The 21,110-nt window shown below is 56.8% G+C and carries 18 protein-coding genes; 14 read left to right on the top strand and 4 right to left on the bottom strand.

Features of this window, described 5'->3' with window-relative positions:
• Positions 1 to 235: 235 nt before the first annotated feature.
• Positions 236 to 2,461, bottom strand: a complete 2,226-nt coding sequence (locus FHS27_RS11335) for a hypothetical protein (RefSeq protein WP_184305073.1) — start codon at positions 2,459 to 2,461, stop codon at positions 236 to 238.
• A gap of 305 nt (positions 2,462 to 2,766) precedes the next feature.
• On the opposite strand from FHS27_RS11335, the gene FHS27_RS11330 reads away from it, so the two are divergent.
• The 10 genes from FHS27_RS11330 (at position 2,767) to ispF (ending at position 10,629) form a co-directional block, all read left to right on the top strand.
• Entirely contained in the window at positions 2,767 to 3,132 is a 366-nt protein-coding gene (locus FHS27_RS11330) for an STAS domain-containing protein (RefSeq protein WP_044256683.1), read from the top strand.
• Positions 3,120 to 3,800, top strand: coding sequence for a sensor histidine kinase (locus FHS27_RS11325; protein WP_184305237.1), 681 nt, complete (start codon positions 3,120 to 3,122; stop codon positions 3,798 to 3,800). The genes FHS27_RS11330 and FHS27_RS11325 overlap by 13 nt, the downstream gene beginning before the upstream one ends.
• Before the next feature lie 89 nt (positions 3,801 to 3,889).
• Positions 3,890 to 4,840 (top strand): AAA family ATPase, encoded by a 951-nt coding sequence (locus tag FHS27_RS11320; RefSeq protein WP_184305236.1) that lies wholly within the window; start codon positions 3,890 to 3,892, stop codon positions 4,838 to 4,840.
• 249 nt (positions 4,841 to 5,089) lie between these two features.
• Positions 5,090 to 5,656, top strand: a complete 567-nt coding sequence (locus FHS27_RS11315) for a MaoC family dehydratase (RefSeq protein ID WP_184305072.1) — start codon at positions 5,090 to 5,092, stop codon at positions 5,654 to 5,656.
• Positions 5,657 to 5,685: 29 nt separating this feature from the next.
• Entirely contained in the window at positions 5,686 to 6,087 is a 402-nt protein-coding gene (locus tag FHS27_RS11310; protein ID WP_184305071.1) for a PaaI family thioesterase, read from the top strand.
• Between the two features lie 238 nt (positions 6,088 to 6,325).
• Positions 6,326 to 7,882 carry a sulfatase family protein gene (locus FHS27_RS11305; RefSeq protein ID WP_184305070.1) on the top strand — a complete coding sequence of 519 codons (1,557 nt, stop codon included), beginning with the start codon at positions 6,326 to 6,328 and terminating at the stop codon, positions 7,880 to 7,882.
• 83 nt (positions 7,883 to 7,965) lie between these two features.
• Positions 7,966 to 8,901 carry a tetratricopeptide repeat protein gene (locus FHS27_RS11300; RefSeq protein WP_009103012.1) on the top strand — a complete coding sequence of 312 codons (936 nt, stop codon included), beginning with the start codon at positions 7,966 to 7,968 and terminating at the stop codon, positions 8,899 to 8,901.
• A gap of 441 nt (positions 8,902 to 9,342) precedes the next feature.
• The gene (gene tatA / locus FHS27_RS11295; RefSeq protein ID WP_009103014.1) at positions 9,343 to 9,567 is read left to right on the top strand and encodes a twin-arginine translocase TatA/TatE family subunit; all 225 of its coding nucleotides are present in this window, start codon (positions 9,343 to 9,345) and stop codon (positions 9,565 to 9,567) included.
• A gap of 1 nt (position 9,568) precedes the next feature.
• Complete coding sequence (locus FHS27_RS11290; protein ID WP_009103016.1) at positions 9,569 to 9,853, top strand: Sec-independent protein translocase subunit TatA/TatB; 285 nt, start codon at positions 9,569 to 9,571, stop codon at positions 9,851 to 9,853.
• A gap of 257 nt (positions 9,854 to 10,110) precedes the next feature.
• A complete protein-coding gene (gene ispF / locus FHS27_RS11285) occupies positions 10,111 to 10,629 on the top strand; it encodes a 2-C-methyl-D-erythritol 2,4-cyclodiphosphate synthase (RefSeq protein ID WP_184305069.1) in 519 nt (172 codons plus the stop codon).
• 15 nt (positions 10,630 to 10,644) lie between these two features.
• Here ispF and FHS27_RS11280 read toward each other — a convergent pair whose 3' ends face one another.
• Positions 10,645 to 11,583 (bottom strand): metallophosphoesterase family protein, encoded by a 939-nt coding sequence (locus FHS27_RS11280; protein WP_184305068.1) that lies wholly within the window; start codon positions 11,581 to 11,583, stop codon positions 10,645 to 10,647.
• An 80-nt stretch (positions 11,584 to 11,663) separates the two neighbouring features.
• On the opposite strand from FHS27_RS11280, the gene FHS27_RS11275 reads away from it, so the two are divergent.
• Entirely contained in the window at positions 11,664 to 11,885 is a 222-nt protein-coding gene (locus tag FHS27_RS11275; RefSeq protein ID WP_184305067.1) for a hypothetical protein, read from the top strand.
• 170 nt (positions 11,886 to 12,055) lie between these two features.
• Here the strand turns inward: FHS27_RS11275 and metK are convergent, their stop codons facing one another.
• A complete protein-coding gene (metK, locus tag FHS27_RS11270) occupies positions 12,056 to 13,243 on the bottom strand; it encodes a methionine adenosyltransferase (RefSeq protein ID WP_184305066.1) in 1,188 nt (395 codons plus the stop codon).
• Positions 13,244 to 13,471: 228 nt separating this feature from the next.
• Between metK and FHS27_RS11265 the strand changes: the two genes are divergently transcribed.
• Positions 13,472 to 14,602, top strand: coding sequence for a VWA domain-containing protein (locus tag FHS27_RS11265; RefSeq protein WP_246419551.1), 1,131 nt, complete (start codon positions 13,472 to 13,474; stop codon positions 14,600 to 14,602).
• Positions 14,603 to 14,783: 181 nt separating this feature from the next.
• On the opposite strand, the gene FHS27_RS11260 is transcribed toward FHS27_RS11265, so the two are convergent.
• Positions 14,784 to 17,585, bottom strand: coding sequence for an HAD-IIB family hydrolase (locus FHS27_RS11260; protein WP_184305065.1), 2,802 nt, complete (start codon positions 17,583 to 17,585; stop codon positions 14,784 to 14,786).
• Between the two features lie 175 nt (positions 17,586 to 17,760).
• Between FHS27_RS11260 and FHS27_RS11255 the strand changes: the two genes are divergently transcribed.
• Entirely contained in the window at positions 17,761 to 18,732 is a 972-nt protein-coding gene (locus tag FHS27_RS11255) for a carbohydrate kinase family protein (RefSeq protein ID WP_184305064.1), read from the top strand.
• Positions 18,733 to 18,780: 48 nt separating this feature from the next.
• On the top strand, positions 18,781 to 21,042 hold the full coding sequence (locus FHS27_RS11250) for an HAD family hydrolase (RefSeq protein WP_184305063.1): 2,262 nt from the start codon (positions 18,781 to 18,783) through the stop codon (positions 21,040 to 21,042).
• Positions 21,043 to 21,110: the final 68 nt, after the last annotated feature.

Raw genomic sequence — 21,110 nt, 5'->3', positions numbered from 1 at the left:
CTGTTGGTAGCAGGTAGCAACGCGGGGATTGACGAGTGCCGCAGAGGTGGCGTGAGCTCCGTGCCACGCGACGCCCGAATGGGGGTGATTCGGCAGAGTCGCGTGCTCGGTTGTTAATAACCGATGACACGTTCTGCCGGTTCTTTTCCGACCGATGGTCGCGTAATGATCGCGTGGCTTGAGAGTTGGGCAAGAACGCCTGCTAAGAGCTGTGTGGAGCGAACCGTCGGTCCGTTTAGGCTGCTTTGCGTTGCTCGTTCTGTGACGCGGCACCGAGAGCGGGAACGTTCGCACGTTTACGCCGGAGGTCTCGCATCGCGACTGCGTTTTCGTGAAGTTGCGATTCGATTTGTCGGATGCGATCTTGCATCGAGGCATTCGCGTCGAGGCTGGCATCGAGTTCCGAGGAAACGTTTTGCAGTTGTTTCCGCAGATCGCTTTCGACCACTTGTAAGGTCTCGGCTTTTTTCTGCAACGCGACAGCCTGTGGTTGGTACTGCTTTGCGGTTTCGAGCTTTGCGGTCGCGTCATGCAGTTCACGCCGGAGTTTGCCGATGACTTCGGTTTGTTCGGCGATTTGCTGGCGAACGGTTTGTTGTTCGACGGTGAAAACGGTGATCCGTTCGTCTCGCTGTTCGAGTTCGTTTTTCAGTTGAGCCTCGACGCTGCGGCGGGTTTGCAATTCAGCTCCCGCTTTCGCCAACGCGGCTGATTTCTGCGCGACATTCTCTTTGAGTTTTTCGAACTCGGGGCGGAACGAATGCAGCCGTTGGATTTCGGCACGGTGCCGATTGATGGCTTCTTCTTGTTCGCCGATTCGTGCTTGCAACTCTTCGATGCGTTTGTCTTTGCCTGACAATTTCTCGCTGAGTTCGTGAGCCTGGACACGCATCTCTTCGGTGGACGCGTGGATCTCTTGGAGTTTCTGTTCGTGTTCGCTGCGAAGACGGCCCGATTGAGTCAGTTCCTCTTCCAACGATTCGATTTGCGCTTCCATTTGGCTCAGTGCGGTTTCGGCCGTCACGCGTCCGTCGATTGCCGCTTGGATTCTTGCCGTGCGTTCGTCGAGTTGTTCCAGCAGGTCGTCGTGTTCGCTCTGCAGCGTTTGCACCTGAAGCGTGGTGGATTGCAATTCCTTCTCAAGCCGTTTGACATTGGCTTCGTGGCTGTCGGCCTGTTCGAGACGTTGTTGATTGGTCTGGATCGCAACTTCGTACTGGTCTCGCAGTGTTGCGTATTCCTTTTGCAGTTCGGTGTACTTCTCGTCCGTTTCGGATGCCAACGTGGTGGTTTCGGTGTGTTGGTTGGCGAGTTCGTTCCGTTCAGTCGCGAACTGATCGCGTTGCATGATTGCGTGATCTCGTTGCTCGGCGGCTTCATCCCGCTGAATGGTGAGGTCGTCACAACGTTCACGCAGTTCTTCGATTTCGGCCGCGAGTGTTTCGCAGCGGTTGGTGATCGCACCATATTCGCGTGCGTTGTCATCGCGTTGTTGAATCAGCAAGTCGCGTTGCTCGGTCAGGGCGTCGCGTGCTTCTTCGAGGGACACGCGTTGCGCGTCGGCGGCCTCGAGTTGTTCTCGCAGCGAGGTGAGTTCCTGTTCGAGTTCTTCGCCTCGTGAGGAAACCTGGCCGATCTCCTTTTCGCTGAGGTCGCGTTGTCTGACGAGGAGGTCGCGTTCTTCTTCTAGTTTGTCGCGTTGAGTTCGGGCGTTCTCGAGTTGCTCGCGGAGTGACGCGATTTCTTCGTCGAGTTGTTCGCCGCGAATCGTGGCTTGTTCGAGTTCAGCAACTTTTTCGTCGCGTTGTGAAGCCAGCTGATCGCGTTCTTCTTCCGACGTTGTGTGTCGTTGCTGCGAGGCTTCGAGTTGCCCGCTGAGCGTGCGGATTTCTTGTTCGAGTTGTTCGTTCTTGTGACTGAGTTGATCGCAGCGGGTTTGCAAGTCGTTGATTTGCGTTCCTGCAGCAGTGGCCGTGGAGGCGAGTTCGCCCATTTGGGTTGCCGAGGCTTCGAATTTGGCTTCGGTGTCTTTGAGAAGGGCACGAACTTTATCGAGTTCGGTGGCGTTGTCTTCGGCTTGATCGAGAGCGGCGTCGCGTTGTTGTTGAGCGTCACGGCAGGCGAGTTCGAACCGACTGTGTTCGGCTTGCAGTTTGCCCATTTCGGTTTCGAGCGATTCGGAATGTTGCTTCTGGCTGGCGAGAGCTTGCCGGAGCGAATCGATTTCGTTTCGATAGTCTTCGCACTGTTGCTCGAATGATTGCGAGTTTCGCGACAGTTCGATGAATTGGTGTTTGCGGTCACGTGCGGCAGCTTTGGCCTTATTGTATTTCGATTCCGCTTCCTTGATCGCTTGCATGTCCCGACTGCGGTCGCGATACCAGAGCAGGTGCCCTACCAGGATCCCTCCCATTACGAACAGGAAGGCAGATAAAAACGGGATTCCAATCCAAGTGCTCATCAGAGACTCCGCTAGCAGGCCTCATCCTGAGGCCAGGAGGCACGCCGTTTTCGTGGATGGAAAAAGGCGAACCGATTCTCGGGCATTCATGCGGCTATACCGCAACAATCCTGGGCTGTATCAATTTCACCTCACGGTTGTCCAGTCCAATGCCTGTCCCGACGGACAAAAAATTTCGGGTGTGTTGTCCCGGTGGACGGACTAGGTAGACTCTTGTTAAGGGGGTAGACTAAACCGGCGGGCGAGTTCGTCGACTGCACCGGTTCAACCCACGGCCCCAACTCGGATTCCCTTGGAACGCTCGCATGCCGTCTATAACTAACCAAATGCAAGGAGAAATCTTGGTGCTCGGATTTACCGATACCAAGATTCTCGATAGCCAGAAAATCGAAGCCGTCGGCCGCGAGTTACAGGATGCTGTTGATGAGGCGATCCACAAGCGACTGTTGCTGAATTTTCGTGGTGTCTCTTTCATGTCATCGGCGATGATTACCAAGCTCGTGATGCTCAACAAACGCTGCAAAGCGCAAGGCGTTGCGTTGAAGTTTTGCGAAGTTTCGCCGAACGTGATGGAGGTTTTCAAAATCACCAAATTGAACAAATTGTTCGACATCCAAGACGGTGAAGAGCGGGCTCTGGCCAGCTTTGATAAGAAGGGCTGGTTCAGCTGAGTTCGCAGGAAATTCAGGCCATCATCGAGGCCGAGCGAGCGGCGATTGCGGCTGAAATTCACGACGGCCTACTACCCTACCTTTTCGCAGCGGCGGCAAAGGTGTCAGCGATCCGCCGATCCAAAGAGGTGATGGGTGGCCCACTGGAGTCTCGATTGGAGGACGTCGCCTGGTGGATAGATGAATCCCGGAACGTCGCCCGCCAATTAATGAACGGGATCACTTATCCCCCCGCTGCGCTGGAGGATCCGGTCGGTGCGGCGAAGGAATTCCTTGACGACGTCTTGGATCTCGCGAACACTCCCCATCCTCCTAGAGTTGTTTGGTCGATCGAGCCCGCGAGCGGCGGGACGCAATCTATCCCTCGCGAAGCGGCGATCGCGATCTATCGACTGACGATCGAGTTTGTGCGTAATGCGGTTCGGCACGCGGAGGCTCGGTTGATTGAAGTTTCCGTGAAAGATTGGAATCAGGGCGTTCAGATTTGCGTCCAAGACGATGGGACCGGGTACGATCTCGATGCCGTTTCTTCCGATCAGGTTCACGGGCTGACTCTAGCCCGGCATCGCGCCGAATCGGGGGGAGTTGAATTGGAGATCGATTCGTGCAAACAGCGCGAGAGCACGATTTCCAAAGGAACCCGCGTGACAATGAAGGTTAATTTGTGAATAGACTCGCCGATATTGAATCAGGAGCCGGCCCGTTTCCAACGGTTAAAAACGCCGTGGACGGGGCATCGAAAGGGGCGTCGGAAACGATGCCCGCCGAGGTTCTCGCGGCATGGGAAAAACTGCAGGAGGTTGCCACTGAGCTCCGTAGTGTGATTCGTGGCAAAGACGACGTCGTTGAATTGGTGCTGACGGCGTTGTTGGCCGAGGGGTCGATTTTGCTCGAAGACGTTCCCGGAGTCGGCAAAACCACGCTTGCAAAATCAGTCGCGTTGTTGATCGACATGGAGTATCAACGGATCCAGTGCACGCCTGATTTGCTGCCGGGTGATATCCTCGGTGGCTCGATTTATCGACCCGCGGTGGGCGAGTTTGAATTCCGGCCCGGCCCCGTGTTTTGCAATCTGTTGGTGGCTGACGAAATTAACCGTGCGTCGCCTCGAACGCAGAGTGCCTTGCTCGAGGCAATGGCCGAGACTCAGGTCACGATCGAGGGGCAACGCTATGACCTCAAGCACCCGTTCATCGTCATCGCAACGCAGAACCCTGCGGGGTTTGAGGGGACATTTCCCCTGCCTGAATCTCAGCTCGACCGATTCTTGTTTCGCTTGAAAATGGATTATCCGGATCCGGTCAGTGAGGTCGATTTGCTGGTCGAGCAGTCCGAGCACGAGCCCGTGCGAGATCTGAAGGCGGTCATGCATGTGGACGAATTGGAGATTTTGCAGCGTTGGACACGATCGATTCGCGTCGATCGGAAGGTTGCCTCCTACATCGTTGCACTCGCGACCGCGACACGGCACGACGGTCGGTTGCGGGTGGGGTGCAGCCCACGAGGCTGCAAAATGTTGCTCCGGGCGGCACAGGCTCACGCGGGGCTGTCCGGTCGGGATTACGTCCTGCCCGACGATGTGCAGCATCTCGCGACCGCGACGCTCGGGCACCGCGTCAGTTCACGACACGCTTCTCACGCGATGGATGAAACCGGCCAGGTGATCGCCTCGATCGTTTCCCAGACGGAGATTCCGCTTGGCGGTTGAGTGTGGCCGAATGGGATTAGGCGGTGTATTCCGGTTTTAACGGCCGCGACGGTGAATCGTTTTCAAACGGTTACCTGAAATTTAGTACAACCCTCAGAATCCCCTACCTATCCATCCTCGCCCAGCTAAACTGAATCATTCTGAAGGCATTTAGCGGTTCATTACTGGGAAAATGCGAACATGACACCATTTTTCGTGCAGAATTATGAGTGTTAGTGACGCCTCCCCCAATTAGCAGGTACGTTTTTCATGGCGACCGTGACCTACACGTCTGAAACCCCCGAAAACGCATCGACCACAAACCCAGAATCGGGAACTGCAACACTCTTCTACGAAGACCTCCAGGTCGGACAGAGTTGGACGAGCCCGTCGCGTCCGATCTCGTTGGAAGACGTTCGGGCGTTTTCGGCGCTGACCGGTGACTTCGATCCTCTGCATTCTGCTGATGGCGATGACGAGTCGATGGAAACGGAAGCGAATTCGCCGTTCGGTCGTCCCGTCGCCCACGGCTTGCTCGGGCTTAGCGTCCTAGCGGGGTTGTCGACGGAGTATCCTCGGGCAGCCACTCTCGCGTTGGTCGGAATTACCGACTGGCAGTTCGAGAATCCGATCTTTTTTGGCGAAATCGTGCACGTGGTCACCGAAGTCGAAACGGTGGCACCGCACGGTCGTCGTGCCGGCCGGATCACATGGTTGCGTAAATTGATTTCGAGCGATGGTCGGCTGTTGCAGCAGGGGCGATTTGTGACCTTGGTTGCGTCGAATCGGCGAAGCGGTTTCGCAAATTCCAGTGCGGCTCCCCGGCAGCCTCGTTAATAACTTTTGATCATTCGAGCTACAACGAAGTGAGCGAACGCTTTGCCGAAGCACCGATTTCCCGTTTAGTGGGGTTTCGCGTGCATTCCGCAAATTCTGATGCCGATCAGCTTGGCGAAGCGGTCGTCGAAATCGATTGTGGGCCTCAGCATCACAATCCGATGGGACGGGTTCACGGTGGATTGATCTCGGCACTCGCCGATGCCGCGATGGGGATCGCATTCGGGCGAACTTTGCTCGAAAGCGAAGACTTCTCGACGGTCGAAATGAAAGTCAGTTTCATTCGACCGATCCGTGTTGGCACGTTAAAGGCCAATGCGGTCGTGATTCAGCGTGGCCTCAGGATCGGCTTTGTCGACTGCCGAATCACCGACCAACGTGGGAAAATCGTTGCGACCGCCTCGTCGACGTGCACTGTTCTGTCGAGCTGACGTTTGCGCGTCAGCGGCGAGTTCCGTTCGGAAGCGGGGCCGTAGAAAACGGCAGTGCGTGTGAAGTCATGGGAGGAGGGGCTCTTTTGCGAGATCGCTGCTGCTGCCGAGTGTTCTGCGGGTAGTGGCTCCAACCACGGGCGGTTTGATTGTGTTTACAATCGGATAATGCATCGTGCTCGCTCCCCCGTGTTTGCTCGCGTCACGGTTGCCTTCCCCACACTGGTATTGAATCGAGATGAGACTCACGCCCGTTTATTGTTTGCTTTGGATCGTCAGCGCCGCCCTCGCGAATTACTCAGCTGCTGATGCTCAGGATTTGCCCGCGACTGCGAATCGTGACGGGGTGACGCCTCGCAACGTCGTTTTCATTTTGACTGACGACCATCGCTATGATGCGATGGGATGTGCTGGGCATCCGTTCCTCGAAACCCCAAACCTTGATGCCATCGCGCAGAACGGTGTTTACGTCAAGAACGCGTTCGTAACGACGAGCCTGTGCTCGCCGAGTCGCGCTTCGATTTTGACAGGGCTGTACACGCACAAGCATGGCGTCATCGATAACAACCGGCCTGTTCCCGCGGGCACGCGTTTTTTCCCTGAGTATCTCCAGCGTGCCGGTTATGAAACGGCGTTCATCGGCAAGTGGCATATGGGCGGGCATCATGATGACCCGCGTCCCGGTTTTGACCACTGGGTGAGCTTTCGCGGGCAGGGCAATTATCTGCCGCCCGGTCCGAGATACACGCTCAATGTCAACGGCGAACGCGTCAAACAAAAGGGCTACATCACAGACGAATTGACGGACTACGCGATCGATTGGCTGGACGAACGGAAATCATCCGATGAGCCGTTTTTTCTGTATCTCTCGCACAAGGCGGTACACTCAAACTTCACTCCCGCCGAGCGACATGAAGGGCGATACGCGGACGTGGATCTAAGTTTTCTGCCTCGCGGCGACGACATCAAGGCTGAGAACAACACGCCTCGTTGGGTTCGTGATCAGCGGAACAGTTGGCACGGCATTGATTTCTCGTATCACAGTGACCGCGGGCTCGAGTATCTCTATCGCCGCTATTGTGAGTCGGTGTTAGCGGTCGACGACAGTGTCGGTCGGGTGATGGGGAAATTAAAGGAGATGGGGATCCATGATGAAACGTTAGTGATCTACATGGGAGACAACGGATTCATGTGGGGCGAACACGGTTTGATCGACAAGCGTGTCTCCTACGAAGAGTCCATTCGTGTTCCCATGTTGATGCAGTGTCCGGAGCTGTTCTCCGGTGGGAAACCGCTCGAGAACGTGATCGGAAACATTGATGTCGCGCCGACGATTCTGCACGCCGCGGGGCTCGAGAAACCGGATTACATGGATGGCGAGAGTTTTCTCGAGATGCCGACGAATCGCGATATGCCGTGGCGGGATTACTTTCTCTACGTTTACTACTGGGAAAAGAACTTCCCTCAGACGCCGACTCAGTTCGCATTGCGTGGTGACCGGTTTAAATACATCACGTATTACGGGTTGTGGGATACTGACGAATTGTATGATCTGACCGTCGATCCGACCGAAACGAAAAACCTGATCTACGACCCTGACTACAAGAGAATCGCGAAGGAAATGGAAGATCGGCTCTATGCGATGTTGGCGGAGAAGGGAGGAATGGACATCCCGATGAACCAGCCCTCAGGCGGCATTAACAACAAACGTTGGGAAAAACGTGGCGGTGATCAGGCGTCGGATTTCCCCGCGGCGATGATCGTCGAGGAGCCGCTGAACAAGCAGGCGAATTGATATTGGGAGTTCGGCTTGCGGCCGGTTCGGGAGAAACGTTAACAAGACTTTAGACGCGTCCTCCTTTTTCCGAAAAAAAGCCGATGCCCATTCCAGCATTACGCCAACCGGTCACCGCAGCCGGTTCGCCCGCCACACAGTCACCATCAACCGAACCACGGCCGGAAACTCCACGGTTGCGGTTGGTGCGTCCTGATAGCGCCCCTGATTCCGACATCTCGTCCGCCGAGATCGTCCCGCTCGGTGATCGAAACGCGATTGGCGTTCGGCGGCCTTGGATGACCTGGTCCTATTTGGTTGCGTCCCTGATCTTGGGGATCACGCTGACGACGCTCGCAGGTTGTCATTGGGCTTCGGCGAGCCAGAACAGCCAGGGCGCTGCAATGTACAACCAGGGCCAGTACACCGGCGCGATGGAGCAATTTCAAAAAGCGATCGCATCGAACCCGAAAGATCCCGACGGATACTACAACCTCGCCGCGACGACGCATCGATTGGGCAACCAACGCCAGGATCCCAACCTGATCCGTCAAAGCGAAGCTCTCTACAACCAATGCCTTGACCACGACCCGAACCACGTCGATTGTCACCGTGGCCTAGCCGTGTTGCTGGTTGATTCAGGACGTCCCGACCGGGCGTTCACGTTGCTCAAGAACTGGGCCGCACAGAATCCGGCGTTGGCCGAACCGCGAATCGAATTGGCGCGGCTTTACGAAGAACATGGCGAACCACAAACCGCGTTGAAGTATCTCGAGGACGCGGTTCAGACCGACGCGAACAATCCACGAGCATGGCTGGCACTCGCTCGCCTTCGAGAAAACGGCGGCGATCCCGTTCAGGCGTTGCAGAACTATCAACGCGTTCTCGCCCTCGGTGGCGGTGCGATGGGTGGCAGTTCGGCGCTGGCGACCGAACGGGTTGCGGCACTGAGCCGTCAAATCAATTCCGCCAACGACGCTCGTCTCAACGCAGGCGGCACGCAGATCGCGTCGCCGGCATTCGGCTCGACTCGGTATTGAGATCGCTTACGGTTCTGGTGCAACTCTGTGGGGCCGAAAACACGCTGATCGCGGCTCTGACGCGATATCGCCCGTTTCGCTCGCGATCGTTGCCCTTTGACGGTTGATCTGTCTCGGTCTATAATCAATTTCTGACGAGCGTCGCCGCTAATATTTGGCGTCGCCCGCCTGTGCTTCTTCGGTCCCGGAGATGTTTGCGACGAGGGAGGAATTTATTTCTCTCAAAACGCACTCGATCTACCCGCTTTCGCCGAGGTTGTCCATTGAATATCAGCGACTGGGGTTCCAGTCATCGCTTGCTCATACCTGACCGAACGGGTCGACGGCGGGCTGCGTCCATATTCAAAAGGGACTGCATCCAGAATTACCGAGGTCGGTCATTCTGTAAAAACACCCACCCCCACGTTTTTTAAACCAATCGCCTTTAGCGGGAATCTAGACATGATTGTGACGACTACATCCATCGGTGCGGCACTCGGATTCATCGGGATGCCTGGCGCTCCCGAACTGTTGATCGTTCTTTTTCTTGCACTGTTGCTGTTCGGTGGTGCCAAATTGCCAACCCTGATGCGTAACCTCGGCAAGAGTGCCAACGAGTTCAAACGCGGCATGGCTGAAACTGCCGACGACACCGACGAGACGGAAAAACTCAAGGAAAAGTTCTGAGATGTTCGGACTGAGTTTCTTTGAAATGTCCGTGATCGGGATCATTGCGGTGGTGCTGTTCGGCGGCAACCTCCCCGAGGTGGCGCGTAAATTTGGCAGCACGTACAGTCAATTGCGGCGAAGCTTGCAGGAAGTGCAGCAGCAATTTCGCGAAGCTCAACGTGAGGTCGATCGTGCGATGACGATTGATGACAGCGTGTCAAGCAAGTCAGACGCGTCGCTCTATGAGGACGAACCGGAAGACACGCCCGAACCTTCTGCACCCAAGTTCAAACCACCGAGTTGAACGAAGCGGTATCGAGAATGCCAACGCTCGATCTGGCCGTTACGTGTTGGAATTGATTTTCGTGGGCGAGGTCGCGATTTCGTCCGAGCAACATGGTCCAGTGCGTGCCGTCTTTTTCAGCGCGGCTCAATTTTTGTTTCGTGACGTATCAATACGCTCACTCACCCGTAACGTACCCGATCCACCTTGCGCCGGGCTGCCAACGTCGTCCGCGCAGCGTTGAGATGGAATCGATCGCAATCCGGACGCATTGATCTATGCCTGACACCACACCGTCTGACACCGCACCGCCGTTTCGTGTGGGGCTGGGATACGATTCTCATCGATTGGGCGCAGGCGGGCCGCTGCGGATTGGTGGTGTCGACATCGACGAGTCAGCCGATGGTGTGCATGCGATCGGTCACAGCGATGCGGATGTTCTACTGCACGCGTTGACTGACGCACTGTTGGGTGGAATCGCGGCGGAGGACATCGGTCGGTTGTTTCCCGATGACGCCGAGGTGAATCGTGATCGCGATAGCAAAGATTTCGTTGCCGCTGCGATTGAGAAGGTGCGTGAGGTGGGCTACACGATCGGAAACGTGGATGCGGTGATTCTTGCGCAGCGTCCCAAGATGGCGCCTCATATTGATAGCATGAGAACCACCATCGCGGCGATGTTGTCATGCCCGCTCAGCGCCGTGGGGCTGAAAGCAAAAACGGGTGAAGGTGTCGATGCCGTCGGTCGCAGCGAGGCGATCGCTGCGCGGGTCATCGTGATGTTGATTCGACGCTAAGGCGCGGTCGCGGGATTAAGTCGACGACGCGAATGTTCGCGGCACATGGAAGCCGTCGTCCGTGAGTTCAATAATCGATTCGATATCCAGTGTCCCGTATCGGGAGTATCCGGTATGGACGATCAGATTGGGTAGAATTTCGGCGTCACCGTCATGATGCGTGTGTCCACACAGGACGGTGTACATGCGATGAGGGTTGGCTTGTGCTGCTTTGCGTAACGCCGCGCCGACACCGCCGCAGACGAAAAACGGTGCCCAGTTTTCGTCGGTGGTTCTGCCTTCGTACCAGCACGATTCGCGGAATGGCGGAACGTGCGTGGCGATCAACGCGTGTTTGATTGTCGTCGGCAACGATTGAAGTTTAATGCTCAGACGATCGCCGCTGTCACGCCCTTCACGCTGCAGTGTTGCCTGCCAAGTTTCCGAGGGGCTATCGCGGAAATCGTTGATCAGTTCAAAATCGTGCAATCGAACAGTGGTGTTGGCGTAGTCGCCCACGGTGGCGTCGCCCCATCCGTCGTCGCCGAGCAGTACCGCGTCGTCTGCGATACTGATTGGTGCACTGTCGGTGAGGTAGTGCAGGTGTTCGACCTCGCGCGTTAGATCGATGATTTGTCGCCGCGTCTCGTTAATCGATTTGCCGTAGAAATCATGGTTGCCGAGAACAAAGTAGATTGGGCGATCGAACGTATCGGCCATGCACCGGAGTTGGTAGGCGACATCATCGCCTTCTGAGAGATCACCGGTGACGACTAACGCGTCGGGAGAATAGGCGATCAATTCATCGGCCCACAGTCGCCACGTTTCTAGCTTTGCGTGATCGAAATGCGGATCGGTAATCCACGCGAGTTTCGGACGCGACGTATCGCCGCCACGTTTTTCTATTGCGGTGGTACCGGTCTCAGTCGAGGCGTCCGTCTTGGTTGGCTCAGCGGATTCGATGCGGCGTAACAATGCGATAGACTGTTGGGGTGAATGGGGAGTTCGGTGAGTTCACCGCGAGGCAGCAACCAAAATGGTTGCCGAGATCGGCAATGCTCCGCAATCGCGACGCGGGCTGGGGGAACGACTCACCATTGGAGTCGCTGCGATTTCATTCTTTCGAATTGAGCGAAGAAGGCGAGCGTGACTGCCGAATCGTCGCTCGGGAGATGGGATCGATCACGCATTTTGATCCCTGGTCAAATCAATGCTCCGAAACCGCGTCGGTGTTCGTTGATGCATTGCTCTCTCGCCAGATTCGCCGCGAAAGATAGGTTCTCTCTCTGCGGCGATTTCGGCATTACGGCCGCTTCGTGTGAGTGACCGTGTTTGGATGACGTATCTGAATTGCTCGTCACGTAGATTTGCAAATGGCAGCCGTCGCTGGAGTCTTCGGAACCGCCACCAAACGACGACGGTCCGAAAACTCGATGCATCGGGCTGCTTAGGCGGTGGCGACCAAGCCTGCGGCTTCGGCGAGTGCTTCTGCCTTGTCGGTCTTTTCCCAAGTGAAGGCATCGCCTTCGCGACCGAAGTGACCGCCTGCGGTGGTCGCGGTGAATACCGGGCGACGCAGTTGCAGGTGCTCTATGATTTGACCTGGTTTCAGGTCGAAATGCTTGCGAACGAGTTCGCACAATTTCGAGTCGTCGATCTTGCCAGTGCCTTCGGTGTCAACGTGAACGCTAACCGGTTCGGTGACGCCGATCGCGTATGCCAATTGAACTTCGCAACGCTCTGCCAATCCGGAGGCAACGATGTTCTTGGCAACGTATCGTGCCATGTAGGCGGCACTGCGGTCGACCTTGGTCGAGTCCTTGCCACTGAATGCTCCGCCACCGTGACGGCCCCAGCCGCCGTAGGTGTCAACGATGATTTTCCGTCCGGTCAAACCACAGTCGCCGTGCGGGCCACCGATTTCGAACTTGCCGGTTGGGTTGATGTGATAGGTAATGTCGCCCTTGTCCAGTTCAGCAGGGATCGACGGTTTGATCACGTTCTCAATGATGAACGAACGAATTTCTTCGTTGGTCACACCGGGAGCGTGCTGGGCGCTGACGACGACGGTGTCGATGCGAACTGGTTTGTTGCCTTCATACTCGACGGTAACTTGGCTCTTGTTGTCCGGACGCAACCAGCTGGCTTCTTTGTTGAAGCGTGCTTCGGTGATGCGGTTGATGATGCGATGCGACAATGCGATCGGCAACGGCATGAGTTCCGGGGTGTCGGTGCAGGCGTAGCCGAACATCAGTCCCTGGTCACCAGCGCCGATTTCTTTGTTATGTGCTTCGTCCGAGTTCACGCCTTGTGCGATGTCTGGGCTTTGAGCGTCGAGGCGCACTTGGACTTCGCACGTTGCACCGTCGATGCCGGTATCGGCATTGTCGTATCCGACCGAGAGGATGGTGTCGCGGACGATCTTTTCGTAGTCGACGTCGGCTTTGGTGGTGATTTCACCCGCGATTACGGCAAGGTTTGTGTTGACGAGTGTTTCGCATGCGACACGGCTCATCGGGTCCTGCGCGAGCAACGCGTCCAGGATGCTGTCGGAAATACGATCGGCCAGCTTATCGGGGTGCCCCATGCTGACCGATTCGCTGGTGAAGAGGTATCGACCTGACTGATTACTCACTACTGAAAACTCCGCGGTATTGGCCCCGAGCGATTTCTTGTCACGCGAGAGGCCAGAAAAGTCAAAAGGAGGTTGCCGCGAATCGCGTGAACCCGCACATGCGGGAAAAATCGTCGCGCCGCCGGAAACCTTGGCAACGTGTACAATAATCGGCGGAGGAGGTTCTGAAAACCGACGTCAATGACGGTTTTTCGGGATTGTCCGGTCCCGTCAACGCGTTGATTTCCGATGCCCAAACATCTGCCTCACGACACCCGCCCCCGTTGGCCTGCGATGCTCGCATCGTTGGGCGTGCATGCGGTGGTCTTGTTGGCAATGGTTTGGCTCATTTCATCTCGCCCTCGATTGGGAACCACGCCCGAACCGGACGTCCGCAGCGTCGGGATGGCGATCGCCCATCGGATGCCGGATCGGACCCGCTATGTCACTGAATCCGAGGAAAAAACCGAAACGCTCGCGACGAACGAAGACGCCGCCGCGGCAGTCGCGCCGGCCGCACCTCAATCCGATTCGGATGCCGATGCCGACGCGGTTCGGAGCGATCGATCCTCGACATCGACGGGTGGATCGGCACGATCGGCTAGAGCCACGGGGATCAAACCGCCGATCGATCTGTCTAAGATTTTGGCGGAAATGACGGGGGTCGGGAATGCGAGCGGCACGGAAAACGGTTCCGAATCCGGAGACGCCGCAGGTGGGCCTCGTTCGCTCGTTCACGGCCGAATTCGTCTCGCTGATGGGCGTTCGGTCGATCAGCTCGGGGATCACGAGCTCGTTCCCGGCGTGGCGAAGTCGGGGCGAGGAGCCGGCAAAATGACAACTCAGGTGTTCGGTGTTTCCGGGACAGGCAGTACGTTTGTCTATGTCTTTGACCGCAGTGAAAGCATGCGGGCCGGCGGATCCGCTCCGCTACGGGCCTCGAAGGCTGAGCTGATTCGGAGCCTCGACACGTTAACCGAGAGGCAGCAGTTTCAGATTATTTTCTACAACGATTCCGCGGAGGTCTTCCGCAGCCATGGCGATCGGGTGGGGCTGGTTCTTGGCGAGGAGGCCACGATCGAGCGAGCGAAAGATTTCGTGCGGCGGACCACGGCGATCGGCGGAACTGAACACGAGGCGGCACTGCGGATGGCATTGCGGATGGCGCCCGACGTGATCTTCTTTCTCACCGACGCCAAAATCCAGACGATGTCCGAACGGCAACTCGATGACATTACCCGCCGGGCCGAAAATGCAGGGACGACCATCCACGCGATCCAGTTCGGAACCGGTCCGCCAACGTCGGGGACGTTTCTCGAACGGCTCGTCCGTCGCAACGGCGGCGGCTATCGATACGTCGACGTTACGACGCTCCCCTAACCTCCCCGTAGTGCAGGCTGCCAGCCAGCATCAACGAAACGAACGCACGCACCGCATCACCAAATGCTCCGGCCGCCGGATGTTCCGCCCGCTCCGATGCTCCGCTCGCCCGCTCCCGCACTCGCCAATCCGCGTCCATTACTAATGAGGCAACAGCACGCCTGACGAAGCGTTTCAGTCTTTACGTCGAGGCAAAAACGACGGCGTGATTTGGATGCAATCGGAACGCGTCATCGGATGATTCGTCAACGGCCTTCCGGCTGTCGAGGATGCGAGGCGGCAGTCCACCCGTCACGCCGAGTAGTTCGGCCAACTCGTGTTCGTGCATCGCATCGTCCTGGGGACGAGACCCCGAGGTGGCTTCGGCGAGTCGGCTGACGACAAACAGATGCTCGTCGTCACGGCTGAACTTTAGAGCGTAGACGCCGCGGTCACCGTCCGTCACCGTCGTGCAGTGATCGACGCAGAGCAGGCCCGAGTCGACGTGTTGTTTGCGAATGCGAATGATGTCACGGTACCAGTTTCGCATAGCGCGGTTGCCGTCTTCGGCATGGCCGATCCTCGCGGAGTCGAACGCGACTTCTTCGGTGGGAAGCATTCCGCCTGACCAGTCATGTTGCGGGTACTCTCGTTGCCTGCCTTCGACGACGGCCTGACGCAGCGATTCGTCGCCGAAATCCACGAAGAAGGAAAACGGGTGCTCGCACGCGAACTCTTCACCCATGAACAGCATCGGGATTGCGGGCGACAAGATCAGCAACGCGGCGGCGGAGGCTTGTGTCTCCGGTGCAGTGATTTGGTGAAACCGTTGCCCCAGGGGGTGATTGCCAATGAAGTCGTGGTTTTGGATGCAGTACACGACACTCGACGTGTCAACGCGTTTGGCGGTGGCGACCGAGATCTCCTCTCGCCCGCGGTCGCCACGGACATCGCCTTGGAATACAAATCCACGGTGCAGGGCGCGGGCCAGGTCCACGTGGGGTTGGTACCGGCGGACCGTTAACTGGTCGTGGGCACGAACGCATGCCAACAACGCGTGAGCAAAATCGTCGCCCCACTGCGCGTCGAACCCGCAACCGTCTTCCTCAAGCGGCGCCGTCATCGACGCGTCGTAAACGTTAGTTTCCGCGATGAGCCAGATCCGTCGATTGTTGGCATGAGACCACTGGCGAACTTCGCGTCCGAATTGTCGCGTGATGTGCTCCTCACTGTCGTCTTTCATGCAGTGAATCGCGTCCACGCGAAGTCCGTCCAGATGAAACTCGTCGAGCCAATAGATCGCGTTGTCGATGACGAACCGGCGGATCGCGGCGGCTTCGGGCCCATCGTCGAAATTGGGAGCGGCGCCCCAAGGCGTGCCGTGTCGATCCGAAAGATAGTTGCCCAGCATTGACCAGTAGTTTCCTTCGGGGCCGAGGTGGTTGTAGACAACGTCCAGGAACACGTGCAAGCCGCGGGCGTGCGCTGCATCGACGAAGCGGCGTAGATCATCCGGTGTGCCCAGGGAACTCATCGGAGCAAACCAGTACGTTGCGTCGTATCCCCAATTCCATCGTCCTGGGCACTGCGCGATCGGCATCAGCTCAATTGCCGTCACACCTAAGTCCACCAACTCGTCGAGTCGGTCGATGGCGCTCAAGTAGGTGCCCTCTGCGGTGAACGCACCGAGGTGCAGTTCGTAGATGATCATTTCCTCGACGCGGTCGGCGCGGCGCTGATCGTCATGCCGCCACGCGAATTGATTGCTGACTACTTCGGACACGCCGTTGACGCCTTCGGGTTGGTATCGCGACGCAGGATCGGGAATCGATGGTGGCTCAGGTGCCAGGTCGGTCGATGAGGAGTCAAATGCAATGCGGTACTGTGTGCCGACGTGGCAGGGCGTCACATTTGCAGTGAAGAAACCATCGCTGTCCCGATTCATCTCGATGCAACGTGAGGCACCCGCATCCGGCGATCGAGATTGGGAAGAGTTGTTGTCGAAGAGTTCAAGTGAAAGTTTTTCATGAGCCGGCGCGAACACCGAAAAACGAGTGCTTTGGAAACCGGTAGGGACGGCTCCCCAGTGCCGTGTGAGTGATTGCTCGGTTTCGCCAGCGGCGTTGTCGTCGTTGTCGGCGTCTACCAATCCGAACCACCGGAGCCCATCGAGCACACCCGCGGTACTCGATCGGTCGGCGAGATAGAGTCGATCGTTCCAGTTCGCTTTTTCGTGAGCGTCAAGCACGCTCGCGGCGAGAGTGCGGCTCGCGTTGCCGACCACGACGGCCCGGTATCCCGCGACGAGTGCGGCATAGTCGTTGCCTGAATCGCCACAAAATACGATTTCATCGTTTTGGTAGTTTTGTGATTCGCCCCACCAATTCAACGCAAAGGCTTTTGAGACATCCTTAGGAAGGACGTCAACGAGGCCGTCTCCGTTAAAAGGGTCAACGCTACTGATGATGCCGTAGGGCAGCGACCGCTCGTCGAGATACGTTCGAACGTTTGCCGTGCATTCGTCGAGCGATTCGGCGGGGACGTAGTAACTGAGTTTATGTCGGCCCTGTTTGAATTTTTCTTGCAGCCGAAATTTCGGCAAATCACCGATCTCGCGGCGCACACGTTCGATGTCGGTGTCGCCGATGATTCGGTCCAACCTGGCATCGAAATTGTCGCTTCGGCGAAAACTCGCTGCGAGTGTTTCCTGCGTCGGGGCGTTGTTCAAACCGTCCCGGCGGTTCAAATCCTTAGCGGTGTTTTCGTAGACGCTGGTTCCGACGTCACACAAAATGTAATCAGGAATTGGGAGGCCGTACTCGATGATTCCCTCAAAGATGTATTCGAGGTGTCGACCGGAAACGTAAGCGAACGGAACATCGCCGGTCGCCAATTGGCCTCGGATTTGCTCCAGAGCCACTTTGGATTCGTTGTCGCCGTCGAGCGGGATGAAAGTGCCATCGAGATCGGTTGCGAAAACACGTGGCCGCTTGGTTGAAATCATAATTTTACTAATTAGTTCAGGTTGTTTGGTTCGGATCCGAGTGGTTCGCTGAGCACTTCCGGGGCGTTATGATGGTGGTTCATCGCGGGCGACGGAGGCGTTCACGTTGGGATGCGTTTCCACGCACGCGGCGTCGTCTGATCCGGCTACTACAACGAAGGATACCCATACGACCATGTCTGATTCGCCCGCCGCCATCATCGTAGGGGAAGTATTGTGGGATTGTTTTTCAGAGCAAGATGGCGGTAGACGGATTCTTGGTGGGGCACCATTGAATGTCGCTTGGAACCTTGCAGGTTTCGGCGTTGATCCGTTGTTCATCAGTGCCGTCGGCGACGACGAACTCGGCCACGAAATAATCGCTCGCATGAAGAGCTTCGGAATGGAAACCCGAGGTGTTGCGGTCTTGCCGGGTGTCGTAACGGGGACCGTCCAAGTGACGATGAATGACGGTGAGCCCAGCTACGATATTGTTCGCGATGTGGCGTGGGACCAAATCCCGATGCCTTCCCACAAACTGTCTGAAATGATTAGCGATCGCATGGCGGCGGCTCATCGTGCGGACTTACCCGCGCTGTTGTATCACGGTTCGCTCGCGTTTCGTGACGAACGTTCCCGGTCGACCCTGACAAAGATGCGTGACTCGATCTTGCACGATCCCATTCGTGCAAGTGCGTTTTTCGACGTTAATTTGCGAGCCCCGCACTACGAATCAACAATCCTCGACGAACTCCGGAAGTCGGCTTCGTTTATCAAACTGAATCTCGATGAATTGAGCGAACTCGGACGGGAGGGCAGCGGCGATCCGGTCGAGCGAACGATGGCCGCGGGCCGTGCATTTGAAAAAGACAACGATCAGGTCGCGTTATCGGGGTTGCTCGTAACCCTCGGAGCCGAAGGCGCTCTTTGTTACACGCCCGGTTGTGGCGAGCCGTTGTGTGTCCGATCACCGGAACCGGAGAAGATGGAAGATCCGGTTGGTGCGGGTGACGCGTTCGCCGCCGTCGTGATGCATGGCATTTTGACCGGGCGTCCCTTCACCAATTCGCTGCATGATGCGGTCGCGTTTGCGTCGAAAGTTTGCTCCCTCAAGGGAGCGACGTGTGACGATCCGCACTTCTATCGTTTGCCATCCTCGACTACTTGAATCTTTGACCGTTTCGAACCTTTGACTCGTTAACCCCTAAAATCAGATATGCAATCGCCTGACAACGACGGGCTCCGAATCACTTTACTCAGCCTTCATGGTCTTGTTCGCGGGCACGACCCCGAATTGGGGCGTGACGCCGATACCGGCGGCCAGATCAAATACGTACTCGAACTCGCTCGCGAACTCGCTACCCGTGACGACGTCGCGTCGGTCGAGTTAGTCACCCGTCAACTTCTTGATGACCGAGTCGGTCCGGACTATGCCCAAGTCGAAGAGGTGTTGTGCGACAAGGCGAAGATCATCCGTGTCCCTTTTGGTCCGCGTCGCTATCTGCGCAAAGAGGCGCTGTGGCCGTATTTGGAAACGTTCATCGATCAGATGCTCGGGCACTATCGTCGCACGGGATTACCTGATTTGATCCATGGGCACTACGCCGACGCAGGTTACGCCGGCGCCCAACTCGCTCGCTTGTTGCATATCCCCTACGCGTTCACCGGGCACTCTCTCGGTCGTGTTAAACGCGAACGGCTCTTGGCATCTAAGTCGAAATCCAAGAAGAACCCTGAGGATCTCGAGAAGAAGTTCAAGTTCAAGCGGCGTGAGGAAGCGGAAGAAACGGCTCTGGAAACCGCGGCGTTGGTGATCACGAGCACCGGCCAAGAAGTCGAACAGCAGTACTCGATCTACCATCACTATCAACCGGATCGGATGGAAGTGATTCCACCGGGAGTCGATCTGACTCATTTTTACCCGGATGATCCGTCGGAACCGTTGCCACCTATCTACGACAAATTGGTGCCGTTCCTCCGGGAACCTGACAAGCCGATCGTGTTAGCGATGGCTCGGCCGGACGAGCGAAAGAACCTTGAAATGCTGGTTCGAGTGTATGGCGAGAACGCTCAAATGCAGGAGGCGGCTAACCTTGTTCTCGTCATGGGTGGGCGAGATGATTTGCGTCAACTCGCTCCGTCGCAGCGGAAGGTGATCACGAACGTTCTGCAATTGATCGACGTGTACGACTTGTATGGCAAAGTCGCGTATCCGAAATCGCACCGACCGACAGATGTTCCCGATTTGTATCGGCTCGTCGCGCGTCAAAAGGGTGTGTTCGTCAATCCGGCGATGACCGAACCGTTCGGTTTGACGTTGCTCGAAGCGGCAGCGTCGGGGGTTCCGATCGTGGCAACGAATGACGGCGGACCTCGCGATATCATCGCCAACTGCCAGAACGGTTTGTTGATCGATCCGTTTGATCCCGACTCGATCGACCACGCCATCATGCGTTGTTTGACCGAACCGGAACAGTGGGAAACCTGGTCCAAGGCAGGTATCGATGGTTCACGTGAACACTACAGTTGGAAAAATCACGTGGATCGATATCTGCGTGATGTTTCGGAAATCGTGGACACGTCGGCCCCGCCCGCGCTGTCGCAGGCCGACAGCCGAACGTCGAAGCGATTACCGGAGTTCGACCGAATCATCATGACGGACTTGGACAACACGCTAACCGGTGACGAGGAAGCGTTGAACGAATTCGTTGATCTGATGAAGCATGCCGGGAAGGACGTCGGGTTTGGAATCGACACCGGGCGGTCTCTCAGCGAGGCAATGAGTTTGATTAACGAACTCGGATTGCCGCGTCCGGATGTTTTGTCCGCAGCGGTCGGAACGGAGTTGTATTACGGTCGCGATCTCACGCCGGACCGATCGTGGCATCAACAGATCGCCCATCATTGGAACCGTAAACTGGTTCATGAAGTTCTCGACGACATGCCGGGCCTTTTCTTGCAGAAAGACAAGGACCAAACGGAGTTCAAAATCAGCTATCGAATCGATCCCGAGGTGATTCCCTCGGTCGATCAGATCCGGCGGGCGCTGCGTGAAGCGGGGCTGCGAGTGAACGCGATTTTGTCACTCGGATCGTTCTTGGACATCATCCCGATTCGAGGCGGCAGCGAGCTTTCGTTGCGGCACCTCGCCTACCGGTGGGGGTTTGAACCGGAGCACATGCTCGTGGCGGGAGATTGTGGCAACGATGAGGGGATGCTCAAGGGCGCTACCCTCGGGGTTGTGGTTGGAAATTACAGTCCTGAGTTGGAGAAGCTCCGTCGGCTTCCTCGAATCTATTTTGCCGAGGGGCACCACGCTAGAGGTGTTCTCGAGGGGATCGAATACTACGATTTCCTCAATCACATTCGGATCCCCAACGACCGCGTCGAAGCCGATTCCTCGAAAGAGGACACCAACCCGACGGATCAGAATCAGCCGCAAATCGCGAACGATGCTGCCGCACAATCGGCGAGTTGACCCGATTCTGTCCTAGACGCGTGACAAGTGGTCAGCCACGACGTATATCCTTTTGGTTGACTGCGCCC

Source organism: Aporhodopirellula rubra (assembly GCF_014192335.1).
In the GTDB taxonomy this organism is placed as follows: Bacteria; Planctomycetota; Planctomycetia; order Pirellulales; family Pirellulaceae; genus Rhodopirellula; species Rhodopirellula rubra.
Note: the sequence above shows the minus strand (reverse complement) of the source record. Positions and strands in the feature narration are given on the sequence as shown.